The sequence below is a fragment of the Streptomyces griseus genome, assembly GCF_001715295.1.
Classification (GTDB): domain Bacteria; phylum Actinomycetota; class Actinomycetes; order Streptomycetales; family Streptomycetaceae; genus Streptomyces; species Streptomyces griseus_G.
Genome location: NZ_MDKB01000004.1, coordinates 110,830 through 133,137, shown reverse-complemented (window position 1 = coordinate 133,137; position 22,308 = coordinate 110,830). Strand labels below are relative to the sequence as shown.

General features: G+C 72.5%; 18 protein-coding genes. 17 read left to right on the top strand and 1 reads right to left on the bottom strand.

Going from position 1 to position 22,308, the window contains the following annotated elements; translation table 11 throughout:
• Positions 1 to 55: 55 nt before the first annotated feature.
• From BA175_RS22145 to BA175_RS22085, 13 genes are all read left to right on the top strand, one after another.
• On the top strand, positions 56 to 1,075 hold the full coding sequence (locus tag BA175_RS22145) for an aspartate carbamoyltransferase catalytic subunit (protein WP_069173251.1): 1,020 nt from the start codon (positions 56 to 58) through the stop codon (positions 1,073 to 1,075).
• Positions 1,072 to 2,358 (top strand): dihydroorotase, encoded by a 1,287-nt coding sequence (locus BA175_RS22140; protein WP_069173250.1) that lies wholly within the window; start codon positions 1,072 to 1,074, stop codon positions 2,356 to 2,358. The genes BA175_RS22145 and BA175_RS22140 overlap by 4 nt, the downstream gene beginning before the upstream one ends.
• A complete protein-coding gene (locus BA175_RS22135) occupies positions 2,355 to 2,942 on the top strand; it encodes a PH-like domain-containing protein (RefSeq protein WP_069173249.1) in 588 nt (195 codons plus the stop codon). The genes BA175_RS22140 and BA175_RS22135 overlap by 4 nt, the downstream gene beginning before the upstream one ends.
• Complete coding sequence (gene carA / locus BA175_RS22130) at positions 2,939 to 4,081, top strand: glutamine-hydrolyzing carbamoyl-phosphate synthase small subunit (protein ID WP_069173248.1); 1,143 nt, start codon at positions 2,939 to 2,941, stop codon at positions 4,079 to 4,081. Before BA175_RS22135 ends, carA begins: the two co-directional genes overlap by 4 nt.
• Complete coding sequence (gene carB, locus BA175_RS22125; protein ID WP_069173247.1) at positions 4,074 to 7,382, top strand: carbamoyl-phosphate synthase large subunit; 3,309 nt, start codon at positions 4,074 to 4,076, stop codon at positions 7,380 to 7,382. The genes carA and carB overlap by 8 nt, the downstream gene beginning before the upstream one ends.
• A 77-nt stretch (positions 7,383 to 7,459) precedes the next feature.
• Positions 7,460 to 8,569 carry a quinone-dependent dihydroorotate dehydrogenase gene (locus BA175_RS22120; protein ID WP_069173246.1) on the top strand — a complete coding sequence of 370 codons (1,110 nt, stop codon included), beginning with the start codon at positions 7,460 to 7,462 and terminating at the stop codon, positions 8,567 to 8,569.
• Entirely contained in the window at positions 8,566 to 9,405 is an 840-nt protein-coding gene (gene pyrF / locus BA175_RS22115) for an orotidine-5'-phosphate decarboxylase (RefSeq protein ID WP_069173245.1), read from the top strand. The genes BA175_RS22120 and pyrF overlap by 4 nt, the downstream gene beginning before the upstream one ends.
• A 243-nt stretch (positions 9,406 to 9,648) precedes the next feature.
• Positions 9,649 to 9,972, top strand: coding sequence for an integration host factor (locus BA175_RS22110; RefSeq protein ID WP_014157387.1), 324 nt, complete (start codon positions 9,649 to 9,651; stop codon positions 9,970 to 9,972).
• A 38-nt stretch (positions 9,973 to 10,010) separates the two neighbouring features.
• Positions 10,011 to 10,625 (top strand): guanylate kinase, encoded by a 615-nt coding sequence (gmk, locus tag BA175_RS22105; protein ID WP_069173244.1) that lies wholly within the window; start codon positions 10,011 to 10,013, stop codon positions 10,623 to 10,625.
• Positions 10,626 to 10,725: 100 nt separating this feature from the next.
• Positions 10,726 to 10,998: a DNA-directed RNA polymerase subunit omega gene (gene rpoZ, locus BA175_RS22100; RefSeq protein ID WP_003970369.1), complete on the top strand. Its 273-nt coding sequence runs from the start codon at positions 10,726 to 10,728 to the stop codon at positions 10,996 to 10,998.
• A gap of 335 nt (positions 10,999 to 11,333) precedes the next feature.
• Entirely contained in the window at positions 11,334 to 12,536 is a 1,203-nt protein-coding gene (gene coaBC / locus BA175_RS22095) for a bifunctional phosphopantothenoylcysteine decarboxylase/phosphopantothenate--cysteine ligase CoaBC (RefSeq protein ID WP_069173243.1), read from the top strand.
• Between the two features lie 237 nt (positions 12,537 to 12,773).
• On the top strand, positions 12,774 to 13,982 hold the full coding sequence (metK, locus tag BA175_RS22090) for a methionine adenosyltransferase (protein WP_069173242.1): 1,209 nt from the start codon (positions 12,774 to 12,776) through the stop codon (positions 13,980 to 13,982).
• 557 nt (positions 13,983 to 14,539) lie between these two features.
• The gene (locus tag BA175_RS22085; RefSeq protein ID WP_069173241.1) at positions 14,540 to 16,684 is read left to right on the top strand and encodes a primosomal protein N'; all 2,145 of its coding nucleotides are present in this window, start codon (positions 14,540 to 14,542) and stop codon (positions 16,682 to 16,684) included.
• Between the two features lie 87 nt (positions 16,685 to 16,771).
• Here the strand turns inward: BA175_RS22085 and BA175_RS22080 are convergent, their stop codons facing one another.
• Positions 16,772 to 17,305, bottom strand: coding sequence for a hypothetical protein (locus tag BA175_RS22080; RefSeq protein ID WP_069173705.1), 534 nt, complete (start codon positions 17,303 to 17,305; stop codon positions 16,772 to 16,774).
• A gap of 486 nt (positions 17,306 to 17,791) precedes the next feature.
• On the opposite strand from BA175_RS22080, the gene fmt reads away from it, so the two are divergent.
• The 4 genes from fmt to BA175_RS22060 all read left to right on the top strand — a co-directional run bounded on the left by fmt (position 17,792) and on the right by BA175_RS22060 (position 22,262).
• Positions 17,792 to 18,721 (top strand): methionyl-tRNA formyltransferase, encoded by a 930-nt coding sequence (gene fmt, locus BA175_RS22075; protein WP_069173240.1) that lies wholly within the window; start codon positions 17,792 to 17,794, stop codon positions 18,719 to 18,721.
• Between the two features lie 100 nt (positions 18,722 to 18,821).
• A complete protein-coding gene (locus BA175_RS22070) occupies positions 18,822 to 20,255 on the top strand; it encodes an RsmB/NOP family class I SAM-dependent RNA methyltransferase (protein ID WP_069173239.1) in 1,434 nt (477 codons plus the stop codon).
• Positions 20,256 to 20,452: 197 nt separating this feature from the next.
• Positions 20,453 to 21,136 (top strand): ribulose-phosphate 3-epimerase, encoded by a 684-nt coding sequence (gene rpe, locus BA175_RS22065; protein ID WP_069173238.1) that lies wholly within the window; start codon positions 20,453 to 20,455, stop codon positions 21,134 to 21,136.
• Positions 21,137 to 21,275: 139 nt separating this feature from the next.
• A complete protein-coding gene (locus tag BA175_RS22060) occupies positions 21,276 to 22,262 on the top strand; it encodes a sugar-binding domain-containing protein (protein ID WP_175420915.1) in 987 nt (328 codons plus the stop codon).
• The last annotated feature ends 46 nt before the right edge of the window (positions 22,263 to 22,308 follow it).

Below are 22,308 nucleotides of genomic sequence, written 5' to 3'. Positions count from 1 at the left end.
GGCGGCTTCCGCACGCCCGTATGCCTGATTCCTCCACCATCCACGGAGACCCCAGATGCTGTGTCCTCCCGGGGGTAACCCCCGGACCCCCCGTCACCTCATCTCGGCCGCAGACCTCACCCGCGACGACGCCGTCCTGATCCTCGACACCGCCGAGGAGATGGCCCGGGTCGCGGACCGGCCGATCAAGAAGCTTCCCACCCTGCGCGGCCGTACCGTCGTCAACCTCTTCTTCGAGGACTCGACCCGGACCCGTATCTCCTTCGAGGCCGCCGCCAAGCGCCTCTCCGCCGACGTCATCAACTTCTCGGCGAAGGGCTCCTCCGTCTCCAAGGGCGAGTCGCTCAAGGACACCGCCCTCACCCTGGAGGCGATGGGCGCCGACGCCGTCGTCATCCGGCACGGCGCTTCCGGAGCCCCCTACCGCCTGGCGACCTCGGGCTGGATCGACAGCGCGGTCGTCAACGCCGGTGACGGCACGCACGAGCACCCGACCCAGGCCCTGCTGGACGCCTTCACCATGCGCCGCAGGCTCGTCGGGGCCGACGCCGGGCTCGGCCGGGACCTCGAGGGCCGCCGCATCACGATCGTCGGCGACATCCTGCACAGCCGGGTGGCCCGCTCCAACGTCCACCTGCTGGCCACGCTCGGCGCGCACGTCACCCTGGTGGCCCCGCCGACCCTCGTGCCCGTCGGCGTCGACCGGTGGCCCTGTGAGGTCAGCTACAGCCTGGACGCCGTGCTGCCGAAGTCCGACGCCGTGATGATGCTCCGGGTGCAGCGCGAACGGATGAACGCCGCCTACTTCCCGACCGAGCGCGAGTACTCCCGCCGCTACGGGCTGGACGGCGAGCGCATGGCGAAGATGCCCGGGCACGCCATCGTGATGCACCCCGGGCCCATGGTCCGCGGCATGGAGATCACCGCCCAGGTCGCCGACTCCGACCGCTGCACCGCCGTCGAGCAGGTGGCGAACGGCGTCTCCACCCGCATGGCCGTCCTGTACCTGCTGCTGGGCGGCTCCGAGACCGCCCTGCCGTCCGCCGCCGCCCGTACCGAGGAGAACAACGCATGAGCAAGACCCTGATCCGCGGCGCGAAGGTCCTCGGCGGCGAGCCGCAGGACGTCCTCATCGACGGGGAGACCATCGCGCGCGTCGCGCCGTCCCTCGACGCCGGCGACGCCACCGTGATCGAGGCGGAGGGCCGGATCCTGCTGCCCGGTCTCGTCGACCTCCACACCCACCTGCGCGAGCCCGGCCGCGAGGACTCCGAGACCGTCCTCACCGGCACCAGGGCCGCGGCGGTCGGCGGCTTCACCGCCGTGCACGCCATGGCCAACACCTTCCCCGTCGCCGACACCGCCGGCGTCGTCGAGCAGGTCTGGCGGCTCGGCAGGGAGTCCGGCTACTGCGACGTGCAGCCCGTCGGCGCCGTGACCGTCGGTCTGGAGGGCAAGCAGCTCGCCGAGCTCGGCGCCATGCACGACTCCGCCGCCGGGGTGAAGGTCTTCTCCGACGACGGCAAGTGCGTCGACGACGCCGTGATCATGCGCCGGGCGCTGGAGTACGTGAAGGCCTTCGACGGCGTCGTCGCCCAGCACGCCCAGGAGCCCCGGCTCACCGAGGGCGCCCAGATGAACGAGGGCGTCGTCTCGGCCGAACTCGGTCTCGGAGGCTGGCCCGCCGTCGCCGAGGAGTCGATCATCGCCCGCGATGTGCTGCTCGCCGCCCACGTGGGCTCGCGGGTGCACATCTGCCACCTGTCGACCGCCGGCTCCGTGGAGATCGTCCGCTGGGCGAAGTCCAAGGGCTGGAACGTCACCGCCGAGGTCACCCCGCACCACCTGCTGCTCACGGACGAGCTCGTGCGGTCCTACAACCCCGTCTACAAGGTGAACCCGCCGCTGCGCACCGAGGCCGACGTCATGGCCCTGCGCGAGGCGCTCGCCGACGGCACGATCGACTGCGTCGCCACCGACCACGCCCCGCACCCGCACGAGGACAAGGACTGCGAGTGGGCCGCCGCCGCCATGGGCATGGTGGGCCTGGAGACCGCGCTCTCCGTGGTCCAGCAGACGATGGTGGACACCGGTCTCCTCGACTGGGCCGGGGTCGCCGACCGGATGTCGGCACGCCCCGCGGCCATCGGCAGGCTCGACGGACACGGCCGGCCCGTCTCGGCGGGCGAGCCCGCCAACCTCACCCTGGTCGATCCGGCATACCGTGGGACGGTGGACCCCGCGGGCTTCGCCTCGCGCAGCCGCAACTCTCCCTACGAGGGCCGCGAGCTGCCGGGCCGAGTGACCCACACCTTCCTGCGGGGCCGTGCCACGGTCGTCGACGGGAAGCTCGCGTGACAACACTCATCCCCAGCCATCAGCTGTACCAGCTGGCCGCCGAACAGAAGTCGGCCGACGTGACCGACTGGTCGGCCCGCATCAGCTGGGTCGTCGGACTGCTCGTTCTCATCGCCTTCGTCTACTGGCTGATGCGCCAGGGATGGAAGTGGCGGGCGCGTCTCCAGTCCGATCTGCCGGAGCTCGCAGCCACTCCGCCCGGCTACGCGGACGGCACGCCGCTGCTGACCCTCACCGGCCGCTACCACGCCTCGACCACCGCGGGGCAGTGGCTCGACCGCATCGTCGCCCACGGCCTCGGCACCCGCAGCCGGGTCGAGCTGACCCTCACCGAGCAGGGCCTGGACGTCGTACGCCCCGGAGCCGCCGACTTCTTCGTGCCGGCCGCCGCCCTGCGCGAGGCCCGGCTCGACACCGCGCTCGCCGGGAAGGTCCTCCCCGAGGGCGGCCTTTTGGTCATCACCTGGGCCCACGGCGACCAGCTGATCGACTCCGGTTTCCGCTCCGACCACGCGGCCGAGCACCCGGCCTGGGTCGACGCCGTCAACCACCTCACCAGCACTACGGAAGGCACCGCACGATGACGATCTCCACCCGGGGAGCCGGCAAAGCTCCCGCCGTACTCGTCCTGGAGGACGGCCGCTCCTTCCGCGGCCGCGCCTACGGGGCCGTGGGGGAGACCTTCGGCGAGGCGGTGTTCTCCACCGGCATGACCGGCTACCAGGAGACGCTGACCGATCCCTCCTACCACCGCCAGGTCGTCGTGATGACCGCCCCGCACGTCGGCAACACCGGCGTGAACGACGAGGACCCCGAGTCGAAGCGCATCTGGGTCTCCGGATACGTCGTACGCGACCCCGCCCGCACCCCTTCCAACTGGCGCTCCCGGCGCTCGCTGGACGAGGAGCTCACCGCACAGGGCGTCGTCGGCATCAGCGGCATCGACACCCGCGCGCTCACCCGGCACCTGCGCGAGCGCGGCGCCATGCGCGTCGGCATCTTCTCCGGCGACGCCGTCCAGGACGAGGGTGTGCTGCTCGCCAAGGTGCGCCAGGCCCCCGAGATGAGCGGCGCCGACCTGGCGGCCGAGGTAGCCACCGAGGAGGCGTACGTCGTCCCCGCGGCCGGCACCAAGAAGTTCACCGTCGCCGCGATCGACCTCGGCATCAAGGGCATGACCCCGCACCGCATGGCCGAGCGCGGCATCGAGGTACACGTCCTGCCCGCCACCGCCACACTCGACGAGGTGTACGCGGTCGCGCCCGACGGGGTCTTCTTCTCCAACGGCCCCGGCGACCCCTCCACCGCCGACCACCCGGTCTCCCTGATGCGCGGAGTCCTGGAGCGCGGAACGCCGCTCTTCGGCATCTGCTTCGGCAACCAGATCCTCGGCCGGGCCCTCGGATTCGGCACGTACAAGCTGAAGTACGGCCACCGCGGCATCAACCAGCCCGTGCAGGACCGCACGACCGGCAAGGTCGAGATCACCGCGCACAACCACGGCTTCGCCGTCGACGCCCCCCTCGACCGGATCTCCGACACCGAGTACGGCCGCGCCGAGGTCTCCCACGTCTGCCTGAACGACCAGGTCGTCGAGGGCCTCCAGCTCCTCGACCGGCCCGCCTTCAGTGTCCAGTACCACCCCGAAGCGGCCGCCGGCCCGCACGACGCCGCCTACCTCTTCGACCGCTTCGTTTCCCTGATGGAGGGCCCGCGTGCCTAAGCGCTCCGATATCCAGTCCGTCCTGGTCATCGGCTCCGGCCCGATCGTCATCGGGCAGGCCGCCGAGTTCGACTACTCCGGCACCCAGGCCTGCCGCGTGCTCAAGGCCGAGGGCCTGCGCGTCATCCTGGTGAACTCCAACCCGGCGACGATCATGACCGACCCGGAGATCGCCGACGCCACGTACGTCGAGCCGATCACCCCCGAGTTCGTCGAGAAGATCATCGCCAAGGAGCGCCCCGACGCGCTGCTGCCCACCCTGGGCGGCCAGACCGCGCTCAACACGGCGATCTCCATGCACGAGAACGGTGTGCTGGAGAAGTACGGCGTCGAGCTCATCGGCGCCAACGTCGAGGCCATCAACAAGGGTGAGGACCGCGACCTCTTCAAGGGTGTCGTCGAGGCCGTCAAGGCGAAGATCGGGTACGGCGAGTCCGCCCGCTCGGTCATCTGCCACACCATGGACGACGTCATCAAGGGCGTCGACACGCTCGGCGGCTACCCCGTCGTCGTCCGCCCCTCCTTCACCATGGGCGGCGCCGGCTCCGGCTTCGCGCACGACGAGGAGGAGCTGCGCCGCATCGCCGGACAGGGGCTCACCCTCTCGCCGACCACCGAGGTGCTCCTGGAGGAGTCCATCCTCGGCTGGAAGGAGTACGAGCTGGAGCTGATGCGCGACCGCAACGACAACGTCGTGGTCGTCTGCTCCATCGAGAACTTCGACCCGATGGGCGTCCACACCGGTGACTCCATCACCGTCGCCCCGGCGATGACGCTCACCGACCGCGAGTACCAGCGGCTGCGCGACATCGGCATCGCCATCATCCGCGAGGTCGGCGTCGACACCGGCGGCTGCAACATCCAGTTCGCCATCGACCCCGCCGACGGCCGGATCATCGTCATCGAGATGAACCCGCGCGTCTCGCGCTCCTCGGCGCTGGCCTCCAAGGCGACCGGCTTCCCGATCGCCAAGATCGCCGCCAAGCTGGCCGTCGGGTACACGCTCGACGAGATCCCCAACGACATCACCGAGAAGACCCCGGCCTCCTTCGAGCCGACCCTCGACTACGTCGTCGTCAAGGCCCCGCGCTTCGCCTTCGAGAAGTTCCCGTCCGCCGACTCCACCCTCACCACCACCATGAAGTCGGTGGGCGAGGCCATGGCGATCGGCCGCAACTTCACCGAGGCGCTGCAGAAGGCCCTGCGCTCCCTCGAGAAGAAGGGCTCGCAGTTCGCCTTCACCGGCGAGCCCGGCGACAAGGCGGCCCTGCTGGCCGAGGCGGTCCGTCCGACCGACGGCCGGATCAACACCGTGATGCAGGCGATCCGGGCCGGCGCCACCCAGGAAGAGGTCTTCGACGCCACGAAGATCGACCCCTGGTTCGTCGACCAGCTCTTCCTGATCAAGGAGATCGCCGACGACCTCGCCGCCGCCGAGCGCCTGGACACCGAGCTGCTCGCCGAGGCCAAGCGGCACGGCTTCTCCGACGCCCAGATCGGCGAGATCCGCGGTCTGCGCGAGGACGTGGTCCGCGAGGTCCGGCACGCCCTCGGCATCCGCCCGGTCTACAAGACGGTCGACACCTGCGCCGCGGAGTTCGCCGCGAAGACGCCGTACTTCTACTCCAGTTACGACGAGGAGAGCGAGGTCGCGCCCCGCACCAGGCCCGCGGTGATCATCCTCGGGTCGGGCCCGAACCGCATCGGCCAGGGCATCGAGTTCGACTACTCCTGCGTCCACGCCTCCTTCGCCCTGCACGACGCGGGCTACGAGACCGTGATGGTCAACTGCAACCCGGAGACCGTCTCCACGGACTACGACACCTCCGACCGCCTGTACTTCGAGCCGCTCACGCTCGAGGACGTGCTGGAGATCGTGCACGCCGAGTCGCTGGCCGGCCCGATCGCCGGTGTCATCGTCCAGCTCGGCGGCCAGACCCCGCTCGGCCTCTCGCAGGCGCTCAAGGACAACGGCGTGCCGGTCGTCGGCACCTCGCCGGAGGCCATCCACGCCGCCGAGGACCGCGGCGCCTTCGGCCGGGTCCTCGCCGAGGCCGGCCTGCCGGCCCCGAAGCACGGCACCGCCACCACCTTCTCCGAGGCCAAGGCCATCGCCGACGAGATCGGTTACCCCGTCCTCGTCCGCCCGTCCTACGTGCTCGGCGGCCGCGGCATGGAGATCGTCTACGACGAGACCCGCCTCTCCTCGTACATCGCGGAGTCCACCGAGATCAGCCCCACCCGGCCGGTCCTGGTCGACCGCTTCCTCGACGACGCGATCGAGATCGACGTCGACGCGCTCTACGACGGTACCGAGCTCTACCTCGGCGGCGTCATGGAGCACATCGAGGAGGCCGGTATCCACTCCGGCGACTCCGCCTGCGCACTGCCCCCCATCACGCTGGGCGGCTTCGACGTCAAGCGGCTGCGGGCCTCCACCGAGGGCATCGCCAAGGGCGTCGGCGTACGCGGGCTGATCAACATCCAGTTCGCGCTCTCCGGCGACATCCTCTACGTCCTGGAGGCCAACCCGCGCGCCTCGCGGACCGTCCCCTTCACCTCCAAGGCGACCGCCGTCCCGCTCGCCAAGGCCGCGGCCCGCATCTCGCTGGGCGCGACCATCGCCGAGCTGCGCGCCGAGGGACTGCTGCCGAAGCACGGCGACGGCGGGACCCTGCCGCTCGACGCGCCGATCTCCGTCAAGGAGGCCGTCATGCCGTGGTCGCGCTTCCGCGACATCCACGGCCGCGGCGTCGACACGGTCCTCGGCCCGGAGATGCGCTCCACCGGCGAGGTCATGGGCATCGACTCGGTCTTCGGCACGGCGTACGCCAAGTCGCAGGCCGGTGCCTACGGCCCGCTGCCCACCAAGGGCCGCGCCTTCATCTCCGTCGCCAACCGCGACAAGCGCTCGATGATCTTCCCGGCCCGTGAGCTCGTGGCCCACGGCTTCGACCTCCTCGCCACCTCCGGCACGGCCGAGGTGCTCAAGCGCAACGGCATCAACGCCACCGTCGTGCGCAAGCAGTCCGAGGGCGAGGGCCCCGACGGCGAGAAGACGATCGTCCAGCTGATCCACGAGGGCGGGGTCGACCTCATCGTCAACACCCCCTACGGGACGGGCGGCCGGCTCGACGGCTACGAGATCCGCACCGCGGCCGTGGCCCGGTCCGTGCCCTGCCTCACCACGGTCCAGGCGCTCGCCGCCGCCGTCCAGGGCATCGACGCGCTCAACCACGGGGACGTCGGCGTGCGTTCCCTCCAGGAACACGCGGAACACCTGACCGCGGCCCGCGACTGAGGGCCTCCCGTCCGGATCAGCGCCGCCCCCAGGGGGACACCCGAAACGGTGTCCCCCTCTCCATGAGGACACCTGTGATGTACAAACTCTTCTTCCGGCTGGTCTTCACGCGGATGGACCCGGAGCAGGCCCACCACCTGGCCTTCCGCTGGATCCGGCTCGCCGCCCGGATCCCGGTCCTGCGCACCTTCGCCGCCGCCGCGCTCGCCCCCCGCTTCGAGGAACTGCGCACCGAGGCCCTCGGCCTGCGGATGCACGGGCCCTTCGGGCTCGCCGCCGGCTTCGACAAGAACGCCGTCGCCATCGACGGCATGGCCATGCTCGGCTTCGACCACGTCGAGATCGGCACGGTCACCGGTGAGCCCCAGCCCGGTAACCCGAAGAAGCGGCTGTTCCGCCTCGTCGCGGACCGGGCGCTGATCAACCGCATGGGCTTCAACAACGAGGGCTCCGCGGCCGTCGCCGAGCGCCTGGCCGCCCGGACCCCGGTCTTCCGCACGACCGTCGGCGTCAACATCGGCAAGACCAAGGCCGTGCCCGAGGCCGAGGCGGTGGGGGACTACGTGAAGTCCACCGAGCGGCTCGCCGCCCACGCCGACTACCTGGTGGTGAACGTCTCCTCGCCCAACACACCGGGGCTGCGCGACCTCCAGGCCACCGAGGCGCTCCGCCCGCTGCTCACCGCGGTACGCGAGGCCGCCGACCGCACCGTGACGGACCGGCGGGTCCCGCTGCTCGTCAAGATCGCCCCGGACCTCGCGGACGAGGACGTCGACGCCGTCGCCGACCTCGCCGTCGAGCTCGGTCTGGACGGCATCATCGCCACCAACACCACCATCGCCCGCGACGCCCTGGGCCTGAAGTCGGCGGAGTCCCTGGTGAAGGAGGGCGGCGGGCTCTCCGGCGCCCCCCTCAAGGAACGCTCCCTGGAGGTCCTGAGCCGCCTGTACGCCCGCGTGGGCACCCGGATGACCCTGGTGGGTGTCGGAGGCGTCGAGAACGCCGAGGACGCCTGGCAGCGCATCCTGGCGGGTGCCACCCTCGTCCAGGGCTACAGCGCCTTCGTCTACGAGGGCCCGTTCTACGCCCGGGCGATCCACAAGGGTCTGGCCGCCCGCCTGGCCGCCTCCCCGTACGCCACCCTCGCCGAGGCCGTCGGCGCCGAGACCCGGAAGGCCATGCCGTGACCCCCGCACCCTTCGGCGCCCGCCTGCGCCACGCCATGGACACCCGGGGACCGCTCTGCGTCGGCATCGATCCCCACGCCTCCCTGCTCACGTCCTGGGGCCTGGGCGACGACATCGCGGGCCTGGAGCGCTTCACCCGTACCGTCGTCGAGGCGCTGGCCGACCGGGTCGCCGTGCTCAAGCCGCAGTCCGCCTTCTTCGAGCGGTTCGGCTCGCGCGGTGTCGCGGTCCTGGAGAAGGCGGTCGAGGAGGCCCGCGCGGCCGGGGCGCTGGTGCTCATGGACGCGAAGCGCGGAGACATCGGCTCCACGATGGGCGCGTACGCCGCCACGTACCTCGACCAGGACTCGCCGCTCTTCTCCGACGCGGTCACCCTCTCGCCGTACCTCGGCTTCGGCTCGCTGCGTCCCGCGCTCGACGCGGCCGCGGCCTCCGGCGCGGGGGTCTTCGTGCTCGCCCTCACCTCGAATCCGGAGGGCGCCGAGGTCCAGCGGGCCACGGCCGCCGACGGCCGGTCGCTGGCCCAGGTGATGCTCGACCACATGGCGGCCGAGAACGCGGGGGCCACGCCGCTCGGCTCCGTGGGCGCGGTGGTCGGTGCCACGCTCGGGGACGCCGGCGTGGACCTGGCCGTCAACGGGCCGCTCCTGGCGCCGGGCATCGGTGCCCAGGGAGCGACGGCGGCGGACCTGCCGCGCGTGTTCGGCGCCTCGGTCCGCAACGTCGTACCGAGCGTGAGCCGGGGTGTCCTGCGTCACGGACCCGGCGTTTCCGGGCTGCGCCAAGCCGCCGGACGGCTCGCGGAGGAGATCCGCGCGGCCGTCCCGGGAAGCTGACGATGCCACGTAACAGCGTGTTCACGGAATCCTGACCGGAAAACAGGGTTCTTTTGTCCGGAATGTCCTGGTCGGCTCATGCTGACCAGGACTTTTCGTCTGTTCTCGCTGACTCAGGCGGCCATGGCCGCTAGTCTCCGTCGAGAGCCAACGAGTACACCGTGTTCGTTGCTCACCAGGTGTGGGGCTACCAGTTCCTCACCGGTCCGTATCCGACAGATCGACATCCGAGGTGACGTAGGCGTGGCTCTTCCGCCCCTTACCCCTGAACAGCGCGCAGCCGCGCTCGAAAAGGCCGCCGCGGCTCGCCGGGAGCGGGCCGAGGTCAAGAATCGACTCAAGCACTCCGGCGCCTCGCTCCATGAGGTCATCAAGCAGGGCCAGGAGAACGACGTCATCGGCAAGATGAAGGTCTCCGCTCTTCTCGAGTCCCTGCCGGGCGTGGGCAAGGTCCGCGCCAAGCAGATCATGGAGCGGCTCGGCATTTCCGAGAGCCGCCGGGTCCGGGGTCTCGGCTCCAACCAGATCGCATCCCTGGAGCGTGAGTTCGGCGGCAGCGCCGCCTGACGTTCCCAGGCACTCCTGGGAACCTGGATAATCGCCCCATGGCTGCAACATCCCGGGGGACGTCCCCCGTACCCCCGGACGTACGTCCGCGGCTGACCGTGCTCTCCGGCCCCTCAGGGGTCGGCAAGAGCACGGTCGTCGCTCATATGCGCAAGGTCCACCCCGAGGTGTGGCTGTCGGTGTCGGCCACGACCCGCAAGCCGCGCCCCGGTGAACGCAACGGTGTCCACTACTTCTTCGTGGACGACGAGGAGTTCGACAAGCTGATCGCCAACGGCGAGCTGCTGGAGTGGGCCGAGTTCGCGGGCAACCGGTACGGCACCCCGCGCCGGGCCGTGCTCGACCGCCTGGAGGCGGGCGAGCCGGTGCTGCTGGAGATCGATCTGCAGGGTGCCCGGCTGGTCCGCCAGTCGATGCCCGAGGCGCAGCTGGTCTTCCTGGCGCCGCCCAGCTGGGACGAGCTCGTGCGCAGGCTCACCGGCCGAGGGACGGAGTCGGCGGAGGTGATCGAGCGCAGGCTCGCCGCGGCGAGGACGGAACTGGCCGCCGAGGCCGAGTTCGACACGACGCTCGTCAACACCTCCGTCGAGGACGTCGCCCGTGAGCTGCTAACGTTGATGCTGCAGGCTTCCGGCCTCCACGGCTCCGACTGACCTCAGGTCCGGTCACCGCCCGCGGACGCAGCGCAGCACCACTGCGGAACCAGCACGGTCAAAGATCTCTTTGATCTCTATCCCCTTCGGAAGGCAGAGAGTGTCCTCTTCCATCACCACGCCCGAGGGCATCATCAACCCGCCGATTGATGAGCTCCTCGAGGCCACCGACTCGAAGTACAGCCTCGTGATCTACGCCGCCAAGCGCGCGCGCCAGATCAACGCGTACTACTCGCAGCTCGGTGAAGGCCTCCTCGAGTACGTCGGTCCGCTCGTCGACACCCACGTGCACGAGAAGCCGCTCTCGATCGCGCTCCGCGAGATCAACGCGGGCCTGCTGACCTCCGAGGCCATCGAGGGCCCCGCGCAGTAAGCAGGAGAACGCATCTTCACCACAGGCCCGGCGGTCCGTACCGCCGGGCCTGTGGTGTGCCCGGCACCTGAGGGCTGTCCGGTGAGCCCCGGTGGACCGGCCCGCGGCTTCGGAGCGGTGCAGCGCACGGCGAGGCACGCAACCGCGTACGGGCGGTGTCCGGGCGTTCCGGCAACGCGGCGAGGTGCCGTAGCCGGCCTCGTGCGGCCGCCGGGGACCACCGGACGGGCTCTGACCCGCCGGAGCCCGCGCCGCGCGGTGAGGCAGCATGGAGTCCGTACGTCGCGAGGCCGTACGGGGCCGAGTGCGCAGAGACACGAGTGCGGGGAGACGCAGTGGACAAGCCCAAGGTCGTCCTGGGGGTCAGCGGCGGCATCGCCGCCTACAAGGCCTGCGAGCTGCTGCGCCGGCTGACCGAGTCGGGCCACGACGTGCGGGTCGTCCCGACCGAGGCGTCGCTGAACTTCGTCGGCGCGGCCACCTGGTCCGCGCTCTCCGGGAACCCCGTCCAGACCGAGGTCTGGGAGAGCGTCCACGAGGTGCCGCACGTCCGGATCGGCCAGTCGGCCGACCTCGTCGTCGTCGCGCCGGCCACCGCGGACATGCTGGCCAAGGCCGCCCACGGGCTGGCCGACGACCTCCTCACCAACACCCTGCTGACCGCCCGCTGCCCGGTCGTCTTCGCGCCGGCGATGCACACCGAGATGTGGGAGCACCCCGCCACCCAGGAGAACGTCGCCACGCTGCGCCGCCGCGGCGCCGTCGTCATCGAACCCGCCGTCGGCCGGCTCACCGGGGTGGACACCGGCAAGGGGCGGCTCCCCGATCCGGGGGAGATCTTCGAGGTCTGCCGCCGTGTCCTGACCCGCGGACCCGCCGTGCCCGACCTGGCCGGCCGCCATGTGGTGATCAGCGCCGGCGGCACCCGCGAACCCCTCGACCCCGTCCGCTACCTGGGCAACCGCTCCTCCGGCAAGCAGGGCTACGCGCTGGCCCGCACCGCCGTCGCCCGCGGCGCCCGGGTCACGCTGATCGAGGCGAACACCGGGCTGCCCGACCCGGCGGGCGCCGACGTCCTGCGCGCCGGGAGCGCCGTGCAGCTGCGGGAGGCCGTGCTGAAGGCGGCCGCCGACGCCGATGTGGTGGTGATGGCGGCGGCCGTCGCCGACTTCCGTCCCGCCCGGTACGTCACGGGGAAGATCAAGAAGAAGGACGGGCAGGAACCTGCACCCCTGACCCTGGTCCGCAACCCCGACATCCTCGCCGAGGTCGCCGCGGACCGCGCCCGGCCCGGGCAGATCGTCGTCGGCTTCGCCGCCGAGACCGACGACGTCCTCGCCAACGGCCGGGAGAAGCTGCGCCGCAAGGCCTGTGACCTCCTTGTCGTCAACGAGGTCGGGGAGCGCAAGACCTTCGGCTCCGAGGAGAACGAAGCGGTCGTGCTCGGCGCCGACGGCAGCGAGACCGCTGTGCCGTTCGGGCCCAAGGAAGTACTCGCCGACACCGTTTGGGACCTCGTGGCGGCACGGTTCCGCTAGATTGCGTAATTACCGCTCCGGCGGGAAAGAAATGCCAGAACGGTCCGCCGCGCACTCCGGAGGAGGGATTGTCGTACCGCAGCCAACCGTGCCGCAGCTCACAGGCCTCCCAAGGGGCGAGACGCGGCGCCCAACCGCCGGAAGCGACCGATAAACTGGTCGACGGAATGTTCCGGGCGCAGCTCCCGGACGTCCACCCATGATCAGCCAGCAGCCGCTGCAACCCCAGGGAGCGATGTGTCCCGCCGTCTCTTCACCTCGGAGTCCGTCACCGAGGGTCACCCCGACAAGATCGCTGACCAGATCAGCGACACGATTCTCGACGCCCTCCTGCGTGAGGACCCCTCCTCCCGCGTCGCCGTCGAGACCCTGATCACCACCGGTCTGGTGCATGTCGCGGGTGAGGTCACGACCAAGGCCTACGCCGACATCCCCAACCTCGTGCGCAACAAGGTGCTGGAGATCGGCTACGACTCGTCCAAGAAGGGCTTCGACGGCGCTTCCTGCGGCGTTTCGGTCTCCATCGGCGCGCAGTCCCCGGACATCGCCCAGGGTGTCGACACGGCGTACGAGCAGCGTGTCGAGGGTGACGAGGACGAGCTCGACAAGCAGGGCGCCGGCGACCAGGGGCTGATGTTCGGCTACGCCTGCGACGAGACGCCCGAGCTGATGCCGCTCCCGATCTACCTGGCGCACCGGCTCTCGCGCCGGCTGTCCGAGGTCCGCAAGAACGGCACCATCCCGTACCTGCGCCCGGACGGCAAGACCCAGGTCACCATCGAGTACGACAGTGACAAGGCCGTCCGCCTCGACACCGTCGTCGTCTCCTCGCAGCACGCCTCCGACATCGACCTGGACTCGCTGCTCGCTCCCGACATCCGTGAGTTCGTCGTCGAGCACGTCCTCGGCCAGCTCGTCGAGGACGGCATCAAGCTCGACACCGAGGGCTACCGCCTCCTGGTCAACCCGACCGGACGCTTCGAGATCGGCGGCCCCATGGGTGACGCCGGTCTCACCGGCCGCAAGATCATCATCGACACCTACGGCGGCATGGCCCGTCACGGTGGTGGTGCCTTCTCCGGCAAGGACCCGTCCAAGGTCGACCGCTCGGCCGCGTACGCGATGCGCTGGGTGGCCAAGAACGTCGTCGCGGCCGGACTCGCGACGCGCTGCGAGGTCCAGGTCGCCTACGCGATCGGCAAGGCCGAGCCGGTGGGCCTGTTCGTCGAGACCTTCGGCACCGCCGCGGTCGAGACGGAGAAGATCGAGCACGCCATCGGCGAGGTCTTCGACCTCCGCCCGGCCGCGATCATCCGCGACCTCGACCTGCTCCGTCCGATCTACGCCCAGACCGCGGCGTACGGCCACTTCGGCCGTGAGCTCCCCGACTTCACCTGGGAGCGCACCGACCGCGTGGACGCGCTGCGCACCGCCGCAGGTCTCTGAGGGCTGTCCCGCACTTCACGGCGGGCGCGCGAGACGGCTACGGCACCTCGCCGCGTTGGCGGGACGTCCGCATACATCCCGTATGCGGACGTCCCGCCGCCGTGCGATGCACCGCATCCGACGCCGCACGCTGATCCACCGGGAAGTGCGGGAACCCCTGAGGGCGTAGTTTCGAACGTCCCGTCTGCCCGGCGGCGCCTGGTACGCACACGCGCCGCATTGTCGGGTTCGTCCGGGTGTATCTAATATCGGGACGCCCCTCCGCCGTGCGATCGCACGCACCGGACGCCCCTGGACCTGCCCTTGGGGCAGACGACGCTCCTTTCGGAACAGGGCCCAGCACGCTTCCGGCGGTGTGGCCCGCCACGCACACCGCCGCTCGCGTACGGGAGTCGTACGCCGGCCCAGGGATCGCCGGGCCGCCCCTCGCTCCGCACCGGGGCCCGGACACCGCACGAGGTGTCCGGGCCCCGGTGCGTGGGGCGGGGCCTCCGGCCGGGGGGCCCGCCGGGAGCCGCCCGGCGCCGCTGTCGGTGCCGTCTGGTAGGTATGAGGCTGTGAGCGGCGACGACGAGCGGCACGACGAGCCCGGGGCAGGGGCTCCGGAGCAGCTTGCGCTCATCCGGGAGACCGTGCGCAGGGCCAAGGTGCCGCGCGCCAAGCCCCGGACCTGGCGGGGCGCCGCACTGGCTCCGGAGCTGCCCGTCGCCCGGGTCCTGGTCAACAAGGGCGCACTCCACCTCGATCAGTACTTCGACTACGCGGTCCCCGAGGAGCTCGACGCCCAGGCGCAGCCGGGCGTGCGGGTGCGGGTGCGGTTCGGCGCGGGGGGACGGCAGGTCCGTGGCGGCCGGCGCGAGGGCGGCGGGCTGATCGACGGGTTCCTCATCGAGCGCCGGGCCGATTCGGACTACCAGGGCGCCCTGGCGGCCCTCGCCTACGTCGTCTCACCCGAGCCGGTGCTCGGGCCCGAACTGCTCGCGCTGTCCCGTGCCGTCGCCGACCGCTACGCGGGCAGCCTCGCCGACGTCCTGCAGCTCGCCGTGCCGCCCAGGAACGGCCGGGCCGAGTCCAAGCCGTCCCCCGCGCCCCTGCCGCCGCCCGCAGCCCCGCCGGCCGGGACGTGGGAGCGGTACGCCCAGGGGCCGGCCTTCCTGAAGGCGCTCGCCGAGGGTGGTGCGCCCAGAGCCGTCTGGACGGCGCTGCCCGGACCGCACTGGCCCGCCGAACTGGCGGCGGCCGTCGTCGCGACCCTGGCCTCCGGGCGGGGCGCCCTCGTCGTCCTGCCGGACGGGCGCAGCGCGGCGAGGGTCGACGCCGCGCTCACCGCGCTCGTCGGCTCCGGCCACCACGCCCTGCTGACCGCCGAATCCGGGCCCGAGAAGCGTTACCGGCAGTGGCTCGCCGTTCGCCGTGGTTCCGTGCGGGCGGTGGTCGGCACCAGGGCGGCGATGTTCGCGCCCGTCGCCGATCCGGGTCTGGTGGCCGTCTGGGACGACGGGGACTCCAGCCACAGCGACGACAACGCTCCGTTCCCGCACGTCCGCGAGGTGCTGGAGCTGCGCGCGGCCCACGGCCGGTGCGCCTTCCTGCTCGGCGGGACGAGCTGCACGGTGGAGGCGGCCCAGCTGGTCGAGAGCGGCTGGGCGCTGCCCCTGCGGGCCGATCGCGAGCAGCTGCGCGCCGCGGCGCCCCTGGTGCGCACGGTGGGTGACAGCGAGCTCGCCCGGGACGGCGCGGCCCGCTCGGCGCGGCTGCCCAGCCTGGCCTGGCAGACCGTGCGGGACGGGCTGCGCGCCGGCCCGGTCCTGGTCCAGGTGCCACGCCGTGGGTACGCGCCCCGGCTGTCCTGCGAGCGGTGCCGCGAGCCCGCCCGGTGCCGGCACTGCGCGGGCCCCCTGCAGGCCCCGGACCAGCAGGACCTCGACTGCGCGTGGTGCGGGCGGGCCGAGACCGCCTGGCACTGCCTCGCCTGCGGCGGACGGCGGCTGCGCGCGCGGGTCGTGGGCGCGCGCCGGACCGCCGAGGAGCTGGGGAGGGCGTTCCCCGCCGTCCCGGTGCGTACCTCCGGCCGGGACCACGTGCTCGATTCCGTACCGGACCAGCCCGCACTGGTGGTCAGCACCCCCGGGGCGGAGCCCGTCGCCGAGGGGGGCTACGCGGCCGCGCTGCTGCTGGACGGCTGGGCGATGGTGGGCCGGCCCGACCTGCGGGCGGGCGAGGAGGCGCTGCGGCGCTGGACGGCGGCGGCGGCACTGGTGCGCGGGCAGCCGGAGGGCGGCACGGTCGTGGTCGTGGCCGAGCCGACACTGCGTCCCGTCCAGGCGCTGGTGCGCTGGGACCCGGTGGGCCATGCCCGGCGCGAGCTGGCGGAACGGGCCGAGCTCGGCTTCCCCCCGGTGTCCCGGATGGCCTCGGTGACGGGGCCGCCGGAGGCGGTCGCCGCGTATCTCGCCGCCGCCGGGCTGCCGCCCGAGGCGGAGGTACTCGGACCCGTCCCGGTAGGGGGAGCGGTGGCGGGCAGACCCAGGCGCCCGGGGGACCCCCCGCCGGGGGAGACCTGGGACCGGGCCCTGGTCAGGGTGCCGCCGGGTCGCGGCGCGGCGCTCGCCGCCGCCCTGAAGACGGCGCAGGCGGCGCGGACGGCGCGGGGGACCGGCGAGCCGGTGCGGATCAGGATCGATCCACCGGACATCGGCTGACGGGTCCCGGACCTCGGCTGCCGCCGCCCGGGCCGCCGGGACCGGCGGCCCGGACCGCATGCGCCCGCGCAGGGCCGGTGCAGCAGGTCAGCCGTTGCGCGGGCCGGGGAAGGCGCTGGGGCGCAGCTCCTCGCGGGCCTGGGCGGGGCGGTCCGCCGACGGCTGCGGAGGCATGGAGCGGGCCGCGGGCACGGTCGGCGCGGGGGAGGCGGGTGCGGCCGGCGGGCGGGCCGCCGTCTCGCCGGTGGCGTCGGCCGTTCCCGGCTGCGGGGTGGTGCGCCGGGCGCCGTAACGGCGGTGCACCGCCTGCTTGGTGACCCCGAGGGCCGAGCCCACGGCGTCCCACGAGAATCCCAGCGAGCGGTCGAAATCCACCGCCGCGGTGACCAGCGTCTCGACGCTGTCCCGGAGTTCCTGCGCCAGCCGGACCGTGGGGGCCGGCGCCCTGCCGTAGACGACGAAGCCGGCGGAAGGCCCGGAGCGGCGCGGACGGTAGACGTTGCCCAGCTGCGCGGTGAGGGTGCGCAGCGCGTCCACCTGCCGCCGGACCCGCTCGATGTCCCGCACCAACAGGTGCAGGCTGGCACGCGCTTGGGCGTCGTGGGTTGCGTGGTCGGCCATGAAGAAGCCTCTCGAACCGGCGTTGAAAGGGATCGGGACCGCACGGCGGCGGCCCACTTCGGTCAATCTCACTTGACCAACGCCTCACCCGCCGAAGTGGTCACGCTGTCGGGGCGTATGTGTCGATGTGCGGGGCGCGCGGACGTGCGCACGCCCCCGGGGGCCGGCTCCCGTCGGCACCAGAGGAACCGTTTGTCCTGATCAGCCCGGATGCCGCGGCGTCGGGGGCGCGGGCCCGGCACCGTCCCGACGAGCGCCTCGAGGAGAGGCCCGAGGGCTGTTCCGCGCTCCCCGGTGGCCGGCGCGCGGCGTCGGACGCGGCCTCTCACCGCACGGGTGTCCGGGTGCCGCACGGGTGCGGGCGTGCCGGGAGCGCGGCGAGGAGCCGTAGCCGTCGTCGCGGGCCCGCAGGGAGGTGCGGGACAGCCTCTACACTGGTGTGCTGCTCGACACGTACGTTCCGGCCCGAGAGGCAGTCCGCCACCCATGAAGCTCGTCTTCGCAGGCACCCCCGAGGTCGCCGTCCCCGCCCTGGACGCCCTGATCGCCTCCGGCCGCCATGAGGTGGCAGCCGTGGTGACCCGTCCCGACGCCCCGGCCGGGCGAGGGCGCAGGCTGGTCGCCAGCCCGGTGGCCGAGCGTGCCGAGGAGGCGGGCATCGAGGTGCTGAAGCCGGCGAGGCCGCGGGACGAGGGGTTCCTGGCCCGGCTGCGCGAGATCGGGCCGGACTGCTGCCCCGTCGTCGCCTACGGCGCGCTGCTGCCCAAGGTCGCGCTCGACGTACCCCGCCGGGGCTGGGTCAACCTGCACTTCTCCCTGCTGCCCGCCTGGCGCGGCGCCGCCCCCGTCCAGCACGCGGTGATGGCCGGGGACGAGGTCACCGGTGCCTCGACCTTCCTCATCGAGGAGGGCCTGGACTCCGGCCCGGTCTACGGCGTCCTGACGGAGGAGGTGCGGCCCACCGACACCAGCGGCGACCTGCTCACGCGGCTGGCCTTCGCCGGCGCCGGGCTGCTCGCCGCCACCATGGACGGCATCGAGGACGGCACCCTGCACGCCGTCCCGCAGCCCGCCGAGGGCGTCACCCTCGCCCCCAAGATCACCGTCGAGGACGCCCAGGTGCGGTGGGCGGAGCCCGCGCTGCGGGTCGACCGCGTGGTGCGCGGCTGCACCCCCGCACCCGGGGCGTGGACCGTGTTCCGCGGGGAGCGCCTCAAGCTGGTCCAGGCCGCACCCGTCGTCGACCGTACGGATCTGGCGCCGGGCGAACTGTCCGCCGGGAAGAACCACGTGCACGTGGGCACCGGCTCGCACGCCGTGGAACTCCTCTGGGTCCAGCCGCAGGGCAAGAAGCCGATGCGGGCCGCCGACTGGGCCCGTGGTGTCCGCATCGCCCCCGGTGAGGTGCTGGGCTGAGCCGTCCCCGGGGACGGCCGGGCGGCCGGCACGGGACGCCCGCTTCGCCGACGTACGCTGGAGAGGTTCGCCCTCTCACCATCAGCGGAGCACCTTTCACGTGAACGACCAGCAGCGCCGCCGTCCCGCCAAGCAGCACCGCCGCCCGCAGAAGGACCCCGTCCGGTTCCTCGCCTTCGAGGCCCTCAGGGCGGTCGACGAACGGGACGCCTACGCCAACCTCGTCCTGCCGCCGCTGCTGAAGAAGGCACGCGCGAAGGGGGACTTCGACGGCCGGGACGCGGCACTGGCGACCGAGCTGGTCTACGGGACCCTGCGCCGCCAGGGCACCTACGACGCCATCGTCGCCTCCTGCATCGACCGGCCGCTGCGCGAGGTCGACCCGCCCGTGCTCGACGTGCTGAACATGGGCGTGCACCAGCTGCTCGGCACCCGCATCCCCACCCACGCGGCCGTCTCCGCCAGCGTGGAGCTGGCCCGCGTCGTCCTCGGCGAGGGCCGTGCCAAGTTCGTCAACGCGGTGCTGCGCAAGGTCGCCGCCCACGACCTGGACAGCTGGCTGGAGCGCGTCGCCCCGCCCTACGACGAGGACGCCGAGGAACACCTCTCCCTCGTCCACTCCCACCCGCGGTGGGTCGTCTCGGCCCTCTGGGACGCCCTCGGCGGCGGCCGCGCCGGCATCGAGGACCTGCTGGAGGCCGACAACGAACGGCCCGAGGTGACGCTGGTCGCCCGCCCCGGCCGCTCCACCACCGAGGAGCTGCTGGACGCCCTCGGCGAGGAGAGCGGCCTGCCGGGCCGCTGGTCGCCCTACGCCGTGCGGATGGCCGAGGGCGGCGAGCCCGGAGCCCTGGCCGCCGTCCGGGACGGCAGGGCCGGGGTGCAGGACGAGGGCAGTCAGCTCGTCGCCGCCGCCCTCGCGGCCGCGCCCGTCGACGGCCGCGACACCCGCTGGCTCGACGGCTGCGCCGGACCGGGCGGCAAGGCCGCACTGCTCGCCGCCCTCGCCGCCGGACGCGGCGCGACCCTCCTCGCCGCCGAGAAGCAGCCGCACCGGGCCCGGCTCGTCGAGCGCGCCCTGGCCGGCAACCCCGGCCCGTACCAGGTGATCACCGCGGACGGCACCCGGCCGCCGTGGCAGCCCGGCTCCTTCGACCGGGTCCTGATGGACGTGCCCTGCTCGGGCCTCGGCGCGCTGCGCCGGCGGCCCGAGTCCCGCTGGCGGCGCCGACCCGAAGACCTGGAGGGCTTCGCCCCTCTGCAACGCGGCCTGCTCCGCGAGGCGTTGAAGGCCGTACGGATCGGCGGGGTGGTCGGCTACGCCACCTGTTCGCCCCATCTCGCGGAGACCCGGGTCGTCGTCGAGGACGTGCTGAAGGGGCGCGGGGGAGCGCCCGCGGAGGCGGAGTGGGTCGACGCCCGCCCGCTGCTCCCCGGAGTGCCCGCCCTGGGCGACGGGCCCGACATCCAGCTGTGGCCGCACCTGCACGGCACGGACGCGATGTACCTGGCCCTGCTGCGCCGCACGGCCTGACCCGCCGGGGCGGCGGCACGCGGCCGCCACGGGGGACACCTCCGTGGACCTATGACAGCGGCCGGTGCGGCGCCTACCGCCCGGGCTGCGCCGCCCGGGCGGGCGAAAAGCCGGGAATGCGCGAACCGTAATGATCCCGTGAGGCTTTGGGGCGCACCGAGGCGGGGAAGTGGCGCGGAACATGGCAGGCTTGGTGCATGGCCCAGATCAACCCCAGCATCCTGTCCGCCGACTTCGCGCGCCTCGCCGAGGAGGCGAAGGCCGTCGAAGGCGCCGACTGGCTCCACGTCGATGTCATGGACAACCACTTCGTGCCCAACCTGACGCTGGGTGTGCCCATCGTGGAGGCGCTGAGCAAGGCCACGGCCACCCCGCTGGACTGCCACCTGATGATCGAGGACGCCGACCGCTGGGCCCCCCTGTACGTCGAGGCCGGTGCCGGCTCCGTCACCTTCCACGCCGAGGCGGCGGCGGCGCCCGTACGCCTGGCGCGGGAGATCAGGGCCAAGGGCGCCCGGGCGTCCATGGCGCTCAAGCCCGCGACGCCCATCGAGCCGTACGAGGACCTGCTCCCGGAGCTCGACATGCTGCTGATCATGACGGTGGAGCCCGGCTTCGGCGGTCAGGCCTTCCTGGACATCATGCTGCCGAAGATCCGCCGCACCCGGGAGCTGATCTCCAAGCACGGTCTCGAACTGTGGCTCCAGGTCGACGGCGGAGTCTCGGCCACCACCATCGAGCGGTGCGCGGAGGCGGGCGCGGACGTGTTCGTCGCGGGTTCGGCGGTGTACGGGGCGAAGGACCCGGCCGAGGCGGTGCGGGCGCTGCGTGACCAGGCGGTCACGGCCACCGAGACGGCGCCCTGGGCATGCGGACACTGAACGAAGGGCAGATGAACGCGGCCCGTCGGGACGGACCGAAGATCGCAGGATCTGACAGGATGAACGGCGTATCGAGCGCGTGAACAGCAGTGAGGAGATCGCGGTGTCTGGCATCTCGGCGGGTCGGTCAGCCATGCGGATGGGACCCGCGGAGCTGGTGCAGGCGGCGGCCATGGCCCGCCGGTTCTACCTCGAGGGAAAGTCGAAGATCCAGATCGCCGAGGAGTTCGGCGTGAGCCGCTTCAAGGTGGCCCGGGTCCTGGAGACGGCTCTCGAACGTGATCTCGTACGGATCGAGATCCGGGTTCCGGCGGAGCTGGACGCGGAGCGTTCCGACGCACTCCGCGCGCGTTACGGCCTGCGGCACGCGGTCGTGGTGGAGTCTCCCGCGGAGGAGCAGGACGACGCCGCCGATCCGGAGAACCTCGGTGAGGTGGCGGCCGAGCTCCTGGGTGAACTGGTGAACGAGGGCGACGTCCTGGGCCTCGCCTGGGGCCGCTCCACCATCCACATGGCGGCGGCCCTCGACCGGCTGCCGCCGTGCACGGTGGTCCAGCTCACGGGCGTCTACGACGCCGGGACGGCCGAGCGCGGCTCGGTCGAGGCGGTCCGCCGCGCGGCCCAGGTCTCGGGCGGCGAGGCCCACCCCATCTACGCCCCCATGCTGCTGCCCGACCCGGCCACGGCGGCCGCCCTGCGCCACCAGACGGGGATCGCCCGCGCCTTCGAGTACTTCGACAAGGTGACGGTCGCGGCGGTCTCCATCGGCTCCTGGGAGCCCGGCATCTCCACCGTCCACGACATGCTCTCGGACGAGGAGCGCGCGCACTACGCCTCGCTGGGCGTGGCCGCGGAGATGTCCGCGCACCTCTTCGACTCCGAGGGCCGCCGGGTGGGCCGGGACCTGGGGGAGCGGTGCATCACCGTGGAGGCGGACCGGCTGCGCCGGATCCCCGAGGTGGTCGCCATCGCGGGCGGGCAGCGCAAGGCGGCGGCGATCGGCGCCGTGCTGCGCTCCGGTCTGGTCACCAGCCTCGTCACGGACACGGCGGCCGCCGACTACCTGCTGACGGAGTCCGCGGCCGGTCAGCGCCCCGCGCTGGAGCGCGCCGACCCCGACGACTGACACCCGGCACCGGTCCGGCGGGCGCGGGACGACACCTGCGGTGTCC

Bases quoted from the DNA above. Each gene is read 5' to 3' on its own strand.
- BA175_RS22145 (WP_069173251.1), top strand. From the start codon at position 56: ATGCTGTGTCCTCCCGGGGGTAACCCCCGGACCCCCCGTCACCTCATC.
- BA175_RS22140 (WP_069173250.1), top strand. From the start codon at position 1,072: ATGAGCAAGACCCTGATCCGCGGCGCGAAGGTCCTCGGCGGCGAGCCG.
- carA (WP_069173248.1), top strand. From the start codon at position 2,939: ATGACGATCTCCACCCGGGGAGCCGGCAAAGCTCCCGCCGTACTCGTC.
- BA175_RS22120 (WP_069173246.1), top strand. From the start codon at position 7,460: ATGTACAAACTCTTCTTCCGGCTGGTCTTCACGCGGATGGACCCGGAG.
- gmk (WP_069173244.1), top strand. From the start codon at position 10,011: ATGGCTGCAACATCCCGGGGGACGTCCCCCGTACCCCCGGACGTACGT.
- BA175_RS22080 (WP_069173705.1), bottom strand. From the start codon at position 17,305: ATGGCCGACCACGCAACCCACGACGCCCAAGCGCGTGCCAGCCTGCAC.
- fmt (WP_069173240.1), top strand. From the start codon at position 17,792: ATGAAGCTCGTCTTCGCAGGCACCCCCGAGGTCGCCGTCCCCGCCCTG.
- rpe (WP_069173238.1), top strand. From the start codon at position 20,453: ATGGCCCAGATCAACCCCAGCATCCTGTCCGCCGACTTCGCGCGCCTC.
- BA175_RS22060 (WP_175420915.1), top strand. From the start codon at position 21,276: ATGGGACCCGCGGAGCTGGTGCAGGCGGCGGCCATGGCCCGCCGGTTC.